Annotated in this window: 11 protein-coding genes; 5 read left to right on the top strand and 6 right to left on the bottom strand. The window is 59.9% G+C overall.

Annotated elements, in window-relative coordinates; all coding sequences use genetic code 11:
• Positions 1–67 precede the first annotated feature (67 nt).
• From FN828_RS17830 to FN828_RS17815, 4 genes are read left to right on the top strand one after another with little or no spacing between them, the layout of a single operon-like run.
• Entirely contained in the window at positions 68–1,018 is a 951-nt protein-coding gene (locus FN828_RS17830) for a Bug family tripartite tricarboxylate transporter substrate binding protein (RefSeq protein WP_142494731.1), read from the top strand.
• A 59-nt stretch (positions 1,019–1,077) separates the two neighbouring features.
• Positions 1,078–1,650, top strand: a complete 573-nt coding sequence (locus FN828_RS17825) for a hypothetical protein (RefSeq protein ID WP_142494730.1) — start codon at positions 1,078–1,080, stop codon at positions 1,648–1,650.
• Positions 1,650–3,239: a tripartite tricarboxylate transporter permease gene (locus FN828_RS17820; RefSeq protein WP_142494729.1), complete on the top strand. Its 1,590-nt coding sequence runs from the start codon at positions 1,650–1,652 to the stop codon at positions 3,237–3,239. The genes FN828_RS17825 and FN828_RS17820 overlap by 1 nt, the downstream gene beginning before the upstream one ends.
• Positions 3,236–4,762, top strand: coding sequence for a sulfatase-like hydrolase/transferase (locus FN828_RS17815; RefSeq protein ID WP_142494728.1), 1,527 nt, complete (start codon positions 3,236–3,238; stop codon positions 4,760–4,762). The genes FN828_RS17820 and FN828_RS17815 overlap by 4 nt, the downstream gene beginning before the upstream one ends.
• 146 nt (positions 4,763–4,908) lie before the next feature.
• On the opposite strand, the gene FN828_RS17810 is transcribed toward FN828_RS17815, so the two are convergent.
• From FN828_RS17810 to FN828_RS17785, 6 genes are all read right to left on the bottom strand, one after another.
• Positions 4,909–6,027, bottom strand: coding sequence for an ABC transporter ATP-binding protein (locus tag FN828_RS17810; RefSeq protein WP_142494749.1), 1,119 nt, complete (start codon positions 6,025–6,027; stop codon positions 4,909–4,911).
• Entirely contained in the window at positions 6,027–6,785 is a 759-nt protein-coding gene (locus FN828_RS17805; RefSeq protein ID WP_142494727.1) for a tyrosine-protein phosphatase, read from the bottom strand. The genes FN828_RS17810 and FN828_RS17805 overlap by 1 nt, the downstream gene beginning before the upstream one ends.
• A complete protein-coding gene (locus tag FN828_RS17800) occupies positions 6,785–7,645 on the bottom strand; it encodes a carbohydrate ABC transporter permease (RefSeq protein WP_142494726.1) in 861 nt (286 codons plus the stop codon). Before FN828_RS17800 ends, FN828_RS17805 begins: the two co-directional genes overlap by 1 nt.
• Complete coding sequence (locus tag FN828_RS17795) at positions 7,635–8,573, bottom strand: carbohydrate ABC transporter permease (protein ID WP_142494725.1); 939 nt, start codon at positions 8,571–8,573, stop codon at positions 7,635–7,637. Before FN828_RS17795 ends, FN828_RS17800 begins: the two co-directional genes overlap by 11 nt.
• Before the next feature lie 58 nt (positions 8,574–8,631).
• Positions 8,632–9,933, bottom strand: a complete 1,302-nt coding sequence (locus FN828_RS17790; RefSeq protein ID WP_142494724.1) for an ABC transporter substrate-binding protein — start codon at positions 9,931–9,933, stop codon at positions 8,632–8,634.
• Between the two features lie 70 nt (positions 9,934–10,003).
• Entirely contained in the window at positions 10,004–10,870 is an 867-nt protein-coding gene (locus FN828_RS17785) for a metallophosphoesterase (protein WP_142494723.1), read from the bottom strand.
• Between the two features lie 138 nt (positions 10,871–11,008).
• On the opposite strand from FN828_RS17785, the gene FN828_RS17780 reads away from it, so the two are divergent.
• Positions 11,009–11,608: a TetR/AcrR family transcriptional regulator gene (locus FN828_RS17780; RefSeq protein WP_142494722.1), complete on the top strand. Its 600-nt coding sequence runs from the start codon at positions 11,009–11,011 to the stop codon at positions 11,606–11,608.
• Positions 11,609–11,741: the final 133 nt, after the last annotated feature.

Genomic DNA, 11,741 nt, shown 5'->3' with positions numbered 1-11,741 from the left:
GTCAAGTTTTTAGTTGATCCGTCAACTATACTGTGGCTGACTGCCCCGCAATCTAGGGAGGATCACCATGAAACGCGTATTGAAAGCCGCCGTCGCGGCGATTGGGCTTGTGGCTTTTTCCGGTGGCGCAATGGCCGCCGACTGGACCCCGCCGGGACCGATCAAGCTGATGATCGCATTTGCCGCCGGGGGCGGGGCCGACACGCAGGCCCGGCTGATCGCCGAAGACATCGAAACCAAACTGGGCTGGAAATTCATCCCCGAACAAGTCACCGGCAAGGGCGGCATGAATTTGGCGATGGCGCTGAAGGATCAGCCGAACGACGGCACGGTTATCGGCATGGTTGTCACCGAAACGCTGGGCTATAATATGCTGGCCGCGAATGCGGGCGTCACCCCCGAAGATTTCACCGCCATCAGCACCACAGCCGGGTTCCAGATGGGGATCGTGTCGCAATCCTCTAAGGGGTGGGCTGACTTCAACGACGTGATCAAGGCCGCCAAATCCGGGCAGGACATCCGCTTTGGCGTGATGAGCCCCAAACTGGCCGATATCGCCTATTTACTGGGCAAGGCGCAGGGCGTCGATTTCAACATCGTGTCGGGCAAGGGCGGCAAGGCCGTGATGAATGGCGTGATGGCAGGCGATATGGATCTGGGCTTTATGGCTGGTATTCAGGCCAAGGGCGTGGCCGCCGGGGATCTGGTGAACCTTGCCTCGGCCCTGTCCACGCCGCTGAAGCAAACACCCGACGCCCCGTTGATGTCTGATTTTGGCGTGGAATTTAACGCCGACGGGTATTTTGCCCTGATCGGTCCCAAAGGTATGCCCACAGAGGTGCGCGATGCCATTGCCGCCGCTGTGATTGATGCGATCACCGGCGAAGGCAACAAATCCGCCGCCATGATCACCAAGGCCTTTGGCGAACCGGCCACGATTTCGGGTGATGCGCTGCAATCGCTGGTGCAGGCCGATTATGACGCCGCTGGTCGCCTGATGAAGGCCGCGTCCGAGTAATCATCCCTTCTTGCGTGTCTTGCCGGTCCCCCCGGCAAGACCAATCACGGAGCGCCCGAATGCAGACGCCCGATCCGTTTCCCCGCACCAATCTTTTGCTGTCTCTGGGCTGCATCGTCTTTGCGCTGGTGGCGGTTTTCCTGTGGATACCGATGGACAGCGGCAGCGGCCTGATCCTGAAGGTACGGCGACAGGTCAACATTGGCGATGCGCTGGCCCCGACGATTGCCGCAACGGTGATCGGGCTGGGCGGCGTGATGGTATTTTTCCAGCGCCGCGCCCCGAATGCCGGGGGGATCAGCCTGCGGAACCTTGGGTCTGTGGCGTATCTGCTGGCAATCTGCGGGGTCAGTTTCGCCCTGATGCGCTGGACCGGGCCTGTCGTCGCGTGGATCGCTGGCGGGATCACCGGCGAGGCGCTGGACTATCGCCTGCTGCGCGATACCGCGCCGTGGAAATATCTGGGCTTTGTGCTGGGCGGCTGGGTGCTGGTTTCCGCCCTGATCGGCTGGATCGAAGGCCGGATCACAGCGCGCGGCCTGATCGTGGGGGCGTTGGCCAGTCTGGCGCTGGCGCTGCTGTATGGAGTTCCCTTCGATCACCTGCTTTTGCCCCCCAATGGTGATGTGTGATGACCGCGTTTGATTACATCATGGCCGGAATTTTGGCCGTATTTCAGGGGCCGGTGGCCTTTTCCTTTCTTGGCCTGCCCATATCCGTGACCGTCGTGATGGTGCTGGCCGGGTTTGTGCTGGGCATCATGGTGGGGGCCACGCCGGGATTGGCCGGGCCGATGGCAATGGCGATTTCACTGCCGATCCTGATTTCCATCTTTGGGTTTTCCAGCGATGCCCTGCTGCCGGTTCTGGGCTTTCTGATCGGTGTGATGAAGGGCGCAACCGTGGGCGGGGCCGTGCCTGCAATCCTGTTCAACACCCCCGGCACGCCCGATGCCTATATGACAACGCTGGACGGCTATCCGATGGCACAGGCCGGACAGGCCCGAAAGGCGCTGAAAGTGGCGCATTTCAGTTCGGCCGCAGGGGATACGTTTTCCGATATCGTGCTGATCGTCTGCGCCCCGTTTTTGGCCCTGTTGGTGGAACGCTATCTGGACCTGCCGGAAAAAACCGCGCTGCTGATCCTGTCGCTGGCCTTTATCGCAGCAATCATTGGCGGATCGGTGGGCAAAGGTATCATTGCGATGGGGTTGGGGCTGTTGGTGGCCTTTATCGGCACTGGCGAGGATTTCTATCCCCGCCTTAGCTTTGGCACACAAACGCTGGCACAGGGGTTTTCCGTTACGGCGGTTATTCTGGGCGTGCTGATCCTGGGCGAGGTATTCAAAGCGTTCGAGGACATGTGGCACAACCATCGCCGCGCCCAACCCGCAAAAGAAACGCCACAACAAGGGGACCAGCGGCTGCACGCCGCAGACCTGAAACGGATTGCGCCGCATGTGGCCCGATCCGCAGTAATTGGAACGGTGATCGGGGCATTGCCGGGTATCGGGTCCACGCTTGCGGCGACGCTGGGCTATTCCGTTGGGGCGCGAACCCATGCCCGCCGCCATCCTGATCGGAAGCCATTCGGACAAGGCGCCCCCGAAGGTATCGCCGCAACAGAAGCGGCCAACAGTTCGGTTTCCGGGGCGAACCTGATCCCTGTCCTAAGTCTGGGCATCCCCGGCAATGCCGCTGCGGTTTTCCTGATCCTTGCCGCCGAAAGCATCGGGGGCTTCAACCCCGGCCCGGCGGTTTTCCGGTTTTCCACAGACACGGTGAACCCCGAACTGGTGATGGCCTTTGGGATTTTCACGGCGATGATGCTGGGCAACCTGTTCAACTGGACGCTGGGCGGGCTGTTCATGCGGGCCGCCGGGGTAATGGTGCGCGTTCCCAAACATATGCTGTTGCCGGTTGTGCTGCTGATGACCCTGACCGCGATCTATGTTCAGGACCCCCGGATGCAGGCGATCTGGTTCACCATCGGGTTCGGCGTGTTGGGCTATGGGATGCGGCGGCTGGGTATATCGCCCCTGCCCTTCGTCATCGCCTTTATCCTTGGCGGCAAGCTGGAAGAAACCGCCAGACAGGCCTTTGCCGCCACGGGGGCCGACCCGTGGTTTCTGTTCAACCGCCCGGTTGCGGCGATCCTTATTCTGGCGGCGATTGGGTTCGTGGCCGTTTCCCTGCGCAAACCATCGGAGACCCAACAATGACCAAACCCAATATTCTGCTTATCTCAGCGGATCAGCAACGCGCCGACTGTCTGGGTTTCATGGGACGCAAGGTGAAAACCCCGCATCTGGATCAACTGGCCGCCGATGGCACGCATTTCACGGCCTGTATCACGCCTTCGGTGGTGTGCCAGCCCGCGCGCGCGTCAATCCTGACGGGACAATTATGCCGCACCCACGGCGTACATGATAACGGGATCGACCTTGATCCGCAGATCGGTGAAAAAGGCTGGGCCGGGGCAATGGCGGCGGCTGGGTATCAGACCAGCTTTTTCGGCAAGGCGCATTTTTCGACCTATCACACTTATGAACCCACCGGGACGCCGGAATGCCTGCGGTCGTCCGAAAACTATGGCCCGGATTGGAATGGCCCATATATGGGGTTTCAACATCTGGAACTGATGCTGGTCGGCCATAACTGGTGGGCACCGGAAAAGCCCCCGGCCGGGCAGCATTACGAACGCTTCTATCACATGGACGGACGCGGGGATGAAAAGACCCGGCTGATGTGGGACAACGCCGGGGATACCAAGGGCGCGGCACAGACATGGCATTCGCGCCTGCCGGTTGCATGGCACAATACCCCGTGGACGGCGGATCGCGCGATTGACTGGCTGAAACACGGGCGCGATACCGACAAGCCATTCTGCACATGGGTCAGCTTTCCCGATCCGCATCACCCGTTCGACTGCCCCGAACCGTGGTCATGGTTGCACAAACCCGAAGACGTGGACCTGCCCGAAAACCGGACCCGCAGCTACGAGGGCAAACCGTGGTGGCACAAGGCCGCGCTGGAAGGTGAACCCGCCGATCCGAAATTTGCCGATGTCCGCAAGGCCTATAGCAGGATCGCGCCGCAAACAGACGAACAACTGCGCGAGATCATCGCAAATACCTATGGCCAGATTGCCTTTATCGACCATCAGGTTGGGCGGCTGATGAATGCGCTGACAGAGGCGGGATTAGATGAAAACACCATCGTGATCTATATCTCGGATCATGGCGACTGGTTGGGGGATCACGGGCTGATCCTCAAGGGGCCGATGCACTACGAAGGGCTGTTGCGTGTGCCGATGATCGTCAAAGGTCCGGGTGTGCGGGCCGGTGTGGCCGTGGATCAGCCGGTTTCGACACTGGATCTGGGGCCAACCTTTTACGATTACGGGAATGCCGATGCGCTACAGGCGCAGCACGGCAGCAGCCTGCGCCCGTTGTTGGAAAATGCCACCGCAACCCGTGATTTCGCACTGAACGAATGGGGGCTTTTGCCGGGTCGCGTCGGGGTGGCGCTGGAACTACGCACCGTCCGCACCCGCACGCACAAGATGACAGTGGACCTGAATTCTGGCGCGGGGGAACTCTATGATCTGGTCGCCGACCCGCAGGAACGCCACAACCTGTTTGACGATCCGGCGGCGGTTTCCCTGCGCGCACGGCTGATGTCCTATCTGGCCACCCGCCCGGATGATCAACGCCCGGATTCAACGCCTGTGGGAACGGCCTGACATCCATCGGGATTCCGCCCCCGTTTTCCTGCCCTAGGGGACATACCCATTCGATCACCGGACCCACAATACTGCGCCGCCGTTTCACGGATTGCGGAACGGTTGGGGCGCAAAACCGGCCCCAACCGTTGCATAGAAACGCCGCCCTATGACCGCGTGTCTGTGAAGGCCAATGCGCCAGCCTCGACATTCTGGTTCGTGGCAATCCGCTTGCCGGTTTCCAGCGAAAAGGCGTGCAGGCGGGATGGGTCGGGGCGCAAGGATACTTTGTCACCTTCGCGCACCTGACTGTCACGCGCCAACACGGCTGAGGCGAACACCTCGTCCATGCGGCAATGCGCGATACGCAAGCCGCCCAGATCTTCGATCAGATCGACGACAGCAGGCAGGCCCGGCTGGTTCGGCGCTGAAACGGTCATGTCCTCGGGGCGCACGCCAAGCGTAAAACTTTGGCCTTTGGTCATCGGCAACTGGCTATTCAGCGGAACGTCCGGGTGGATGTCGGCGAAGATCACGCTGCCATCCCCGGCGCGGGCGCTAAACAGGTTCATCGCGGGGGACCCAAGGAAACCCGCCACAAAGGTCGAGGCAGGCCGGGCATAAACCTGCGACGGGGTGCCGATCTGTTCAATCCGCCCGCCATTCATCACCACCAGACGATCCGCCATTGTCATCGCTTCGACCTGATCATGCGTCACCAGAACCGATGTGGCCGACAGGCTGCGGTGCAGGCGGCGCAGTTCGATCCGCATTTGCACCCGCATCTTGGCGTCCAGATTGGACAGGGGTTCATCGAACAGGAACAGCTTGGGCTGGCGCACAATGGCGCGGCCCATTGCAACGCGCTGACGCTGACCGCCCGACAGTTGCTTGGGGCGGCGATCCAGATACGGGGTCAGACCCAGAACTTCGGCGGCTTCACGCACGCGCCGATTCCGTTCATCCCGTTTCACCTTGGCCAGTTTCAGGGGATAGCCGATATTGTCGGCCACGGTCATATGCGGATACAGCGCGTAATTCTGGAACACCATCGCACAGCCCCGCTGCGCAGCATCCACGGTGTTGACCACCTGACCATCCAGCGCAATCTGACCGCTGGTGATGTCCTCCAGCCCGGCAATCATGCGCAGCAGGGTGGATTTCCCACAGCCCGACGGGCCGACGATCACCACGAATTCCCCCTTTTCAAAGGTCAGGTCCAAACCGTGCAGGGTTTGCACATCGTCATAGGATTTCTTCAGGTTTTGGATTGAAACATGGGCCATCATGCCGCCCCTTTTTGTTCTGCGATGTCAGACAGTCGCGCCCGCAGCGCGGCCAGTTCGGTTTCGGTCAGCCCGTGGCGCAGCAAATACGCCTCGGCCCCGCCGTGTTGGTCGTGCAGGTCCTGCAAAAGCGCCTCCATCGTGGCCGGGTTACACAGCAACAGGGGCGAGGACAGATCGAACGCCCCGCCCGCAGCCTGAACCTCGGCGTGCAAGGCCGCGAACATGGCGGGGGCGTAATCCCCGGTCAGGGCATAATCCGCGATCACCGTGTCACGCGTGGCCCCGGCCAACAGCAACAACAGCGCCGCAATCATGCCGGTGCGGTCCTTGCCTGCGGTGCAATGGAACAAAACCGCGCCTTCTGCCTGTGCAATGATCCGCAGGATAGTGGCGAATTCCGCCCCGCGTTCGGTCAGGGCAAGGCGGTAAATGTCCAGCAGCAAATCCGCGCTGTCCGTGTCCACCGTGATCAGCGGGTCCAGCCCCTCGAACAGGGAAATGTTGTGATACTGAACCTGCGGCATCGCCGTGGCAAAGGGGTTGGGCTGGGCCGTGGTTTCCTCGGCCCGGCGCAAATCAATCACCGTATCGCAGCCCATTTCGTGCAGGGCCAGCATGGCCTGATCGTCCAGCCGGTGCAGACTGTCGGCGCGCAAAATACGCCGCCACGCGGTTGGCCCGGTCGCGGTGGGATAGCCCCCCAGATCACGGATGTTATAGCTGCCATTCAGCGGGATATGTCGGGTAAAGCGCATCAGCGTAGTCCTGATTTCATGAAGGAGGCGATCACCTGACGCTGTAGCACCAGATAAACCAAAAGGATCGGCAGGCTGGCCATCGTCGAGGCAGCCATCAACGGCCCCCACTGCGTACCTTCCGAGGTGATAAACATCTGCAACCCGATCTGGATCACCGAATTTTCAGGCGAGCGCGTCAGCAACAGCGGCCAGAAATATTCGTTCCAGGTGGTGATAAAGATCAGGATCGCCAGCGAAGCAATCGTGCCACGCAGGTTGGGGACGATCACGTGCCACAGGATATGGGCATGGTTGGCCCCGTCCATATGGGCGGCCTCGATCACCTCGGTCGGGAAGCTGCGCATGGATTGCGCCAGCAGCATAATCGCAAAGGCCGAGGCAAAATGCGGCAGGATCAGCGCGCCCAGCGTGTCAATCATCCCCATCCGCGCCACCAGCAGATAGTTGGGGATCATCACCACCTGAAGCGGCACCAGCCATGTCAGCGCCACCGCCGCGAACAGGATCGCGGAGCCACGGAATTTCCAGCGCGAAAACCCATAGGCCGCCAGAATGCCGGTGAAAATCTGGATCACCGTCACCGCGATGGACACGATGAATGTGTTCACCAGCATTTGGGTAATCGGCACGGCCTTCAACGCATAGGCATAATTATCCAGCGATGCCGCGTCAGGCCACAGCCGGGTGGAAAAGATCGCATTTTCCGGCCGCAGCGATGTGACGATCATCCAGTAGATCGGGAACACGCAGATCAGCGAGGCCAGGATCATCAGCGCGTGGCCCAGCCCGGTTTCCCATCCACCGGGGCCGAACCGGCGGCTGTGGTGCAGGGGTGTGTTTGTTGTCTCAGTCGTCATGGAAGGTAAACCTTGCCTTCAGCGCGAACAGCGCCATTGCCATCAGGCCGAAGCCTACGAACAGGATCACCGCCGAGGCCGAGGACCAGCCCACAGACAAAGACCCGAACCCGAATTGCCACAGCAGATAATAGATATTGCTTGTAGACCCCAGCGGCCCGCCTTCGGTCAGGACGTGGATATAGGCGAAGCTCCACTGTGCGCCCAACAGCACCACCATCAGCACCAGCAACAGGATTGTGGGCGACAGCAGCGGCAGGCGAATATCGCGCACGACCTGCCAGCGGCTTGCGCCGTCCAGTCGGGCGGCCTCGATCAGGGAACCGTCAATGGCCGCATTGGCCGCCGACAGGATCAACATGGCAAAGCCGATCAGCTTCCATCCGGTGATGAAGGTGATCGTCCACAGCGCCAGATCGGGATCGGACAAAAACCCCACGGGTTCCATCCCCAGCGATTGCAGGCCAAGGTTAATGATCCCGTGGTTCATATCCAGCAACCAACGCCAGACAGCGGCCCCCACAACGGGCGGTACGATCATCGGCACGAAAATCAACGCGCGGTACAGGTTGCGGCTGCGGGCGGGCAGGTCTTGGGTGAAGATCGCAATCGCCAGCGGCAGCGCCACGGTCAGCGGCAACAACCCGACCAGATACCAGCCGGTATTACCAAGCGCCTGCCAGAATTTAGGCAGGTCGAAAATGTTGCGGTAATTGTCCAGCCCGACCCAGATTTTAGGCGAGGTCGGCAACAGGTTCCATTGTTGGAAGCTTAGCAAAAAGGCGCGGCCCAGCGGTTCGTAAATCCAGATGATGAAACAGGCCAGCGCGGGGAAAAGATACAGATACGGGCGCAAGGCCCGATACATCCGCCCAAGACGGGGCCACGCGCGGGGCGCGGCGGCTGGGGACAGGGAAATATCGCTCATGGGTGGCTCCGAAAAAATGCGGGGGCTGATCGCCCCCGCCAGGTGTCAGGATCACAGATCAGCCTTGCGGCGGCAGCAGACGTTGAACGCGTTCTTGCGTTTCGGTCAGGATGCCTTTGACATCGTCGTTATCGCCAAAGGTGGCCATTTCCATCGCGTCCATCATGGACACGCCGATTTGCAGGTAATTCGGGCCGGGCAGCGGCACATACGGCACCAGATGTTCCAACTGTGCAAGGTTCGGACGGATCAGCGGGTTCGCCTTGACCCATTCGCCCAGATATTCCGGGTCATCCACGATTTCCGGGCGCAACGGCAGATACCCGATTTCCGAAGTGATGATCGTATAACCCCGCTTCGAGGTCAGGAATTTCATCAGCTCCCACGCGGCGCGTTGGCGTTTGGGGTCGGTGGCGTGCAGCGACAGGGCTGACCCCGAGTTGCTGGGTGCAACGGCCTTATCGCCAAAGGCGGGCATCGCAGCGGCACGCAGTTCAAAATTGTCTTTGGCCCCTTTCAGCAGATACCCCTGAATGGCCGAAGTTTGCAGATACATCGCGGTATTGCCTGCGGCCACGCCTTCCATCTGGGCGGTGATGCTCAGGTTTTTCATAATGCCGGTCTGGGCCAGATCGCGCAGCATGGTCACGGCCTCGATGCTTTCGGGCGAGGCAAAGCGCATCTCGGTCCGATCGGCGTTGATCACTTCGCCCCCGTTCGAGCGAATAACACCCTGCATCAGCCAATCCAGTGCGGTCGGGCCATAAATCCCGGTCGCCAGCGGCAGAGCATCGGTCTTTTCTTTGATCTGAAGGCCCATTTCCTTCAGCTCGGCCCATGTGGTCGGCGGGGTGTTCGGGTCCAGCCCGGCCTTTTTGAACAGGTCGGCGTTGTAGAACAAAACCGGGGTCGAGAATGTGTAGGCCAGACCATAGGTTTTGCCACCCAAGCGCCCCAGCTCCAACCCGTTCGGCACCATGCCGGTGAAATGGGCGCTCAATTCGGCGGCGGGAACGATGTCCTCCAGCGGCTGTGCGCCAAGGTTTTCCGTGGCAAAACCCAAGGCTGCAAAGGTCATCTGCGACAGGTCCACCGGCTGACCGGCCACAATATCGGCCTGAATGCGGGTTGCCAGATCCTGCGGGGCGACTGGTACGCCCTTGACCTTGATATTCGGGTTCAACGCCTCGAATTCGGCAATCATTTTGCGGGTCGCATCCGCGCCATTCCCTGCCGAAGACAGGTTATAATTATAGAACGTGATGGTGACAGGTTCGGTCACGGCATCAGGCATCATTTCCGCCTGTGCAACACCCGCCGTCATGGCCAGCGCAGTCAGGGCAAACAAGGACGATTTCATCGGAAAACTCCGTTTCGGTTTTGTCAAAGAGAGGAGGAGAGCGGCCCACATCAGCGGGCAGCCCCAAGGATCATTCCGCCGCCGCAGCCTTGCGCTGCTCGATGTACTCCAACAGCATTTGCATATTCAGCGTTTTGCGGATTTCACGGCTTTGGGGGTGGGCCGCAAAGGTCGCCGTCAACCCCGAGGGGCGCAGCGTGCAGATGGCAAAGCCGGTGCCATCCAGCATGTGAAACGCATCCGGCAGCGCCACGGCATCGGTGGCCGCGTGATGGCCCATGCCGATCACCACGGGGATACCATGCCAGTGATGCACGCGGTCCAGATGAACGTGACCGGACAGGATACCCACGATATTCGCGCCCTTGATCGCGTCACGCAGTTCGTTGGTGGCCGCAAGGGACAGGGATTCCCATTCCATTTCCGGCGCTTCTTCGGCCACCATAGGGGCGTGGTGCATCACCAGCAGCTTGGGCAGGTCGGCATGATCGGCCAGACGGGCGCGCAGCCAGTCCATCTGCCCTGCTTCCCAATACCCACCGATTTCATTGGGAACCGAGCTGTCCAATACGATCACATGCAGCCCGTTCATCACGCTGTCATGGTCATAGGGTTGGCTGGCATCCTGATGCAGATCGGAAAAGCCCACCACGAACCCTTCGCGGCGGTCGTGATTGCCAAGCGCGAACAGCACGGGAATATCCAGCGCCGCTTCCTCGAAAATGCCTGCCACAGTGGCATAGGCTTCGGGTTCGCCGTGGTTGGTCAGATCACCGGACGCCACAATAAAGGCCGGGCGCTCTGCCATGCGCTTGATTTCAGACAGGGTCCGCTTCAGGGTTTCGGTTGTGTCATTGAACAGCATATCGTCAGAAACGCCGGGGGCATTCACATGCAGATCCGTCATATGAACAAAGGTAAGCGGTTGCACAGTCATGTTAAAATTCCTTGCAGTTGCATTTTTCGCAGGGCTGATTCTGAAACACTTGCGCCCTGTTGAGCCTGCGTTTACGCTGCCATTGTGACAGGTGAATGAACGTTCATTCAGCGCTTCGGAAAATTGGAACCAACAGGCATGAATAAACCCATTTCAATGCGGGATCGTATTCTGAATGCGGCGGCGGCAATCCTTGTGGAATACGGCACACAGGCCTCTATGTCGAAGATTGCGGCGCGGGCTGGGGTGTCAGCCGGGTCGCTGTACAATTATTTCGAGTCAAAGGACGTTCTGCTGCGGGCGGTGTATGAAAATCTGGCCGAGGCTATGATTCACGCATTGACCGCGAATGCCGATCCTCAGGCCCCGGCCCCGCAAAGACTGGAACACTATATCGACAGTTATATCAGCTTCATCTGGTCCGATCCGAACCGGGCGATCCTGTTTGAATATTTGTCGAATGTTCCACTGCTTCCGCCAGAGGACATGATTCAGGCGTTCAGCGCCAGTTCTGAACATATCGGTAATATTTTGATTGATCTGGATCAGCAGGGCTGGCTGATGCAGGGCGATCTTGCGCTGATGGGGGGCTATATCGGCGGGGCGATCCGAAACACGCTGAAATGGCACCGGGCATTCGGAAAACCGCTGACCCATGCCGATCACGAACAGATCAAGACCATGTGTATCCGTTCCATTCAACGCCAACCGTTGCCCCTTGGTTCTACGGAACACTAGGCTCAGGACCCATTAATCGGCTTGAGATCGCATTGGTCGCATGCTTCAAATCCCCAAACTTTCAGGGGGTATCATGAGCAATCTATTTTGGCTGACCGACGAACAGATGGCGCGGCTGCGACCGTTCTTTCCC

The organism is Thalassovita litoralis (genome assembly GCF_900182725.1).
GTDB lineage: Bacteria > Pseudomonadota > Alphaproteobacteria > Rhodobacterales > Rhodobacteraceae > Thalassobius > Thalassobius litoralis.
This window is presented reverse-complemented; position numbering and strand designations above follow the sequence as displayed.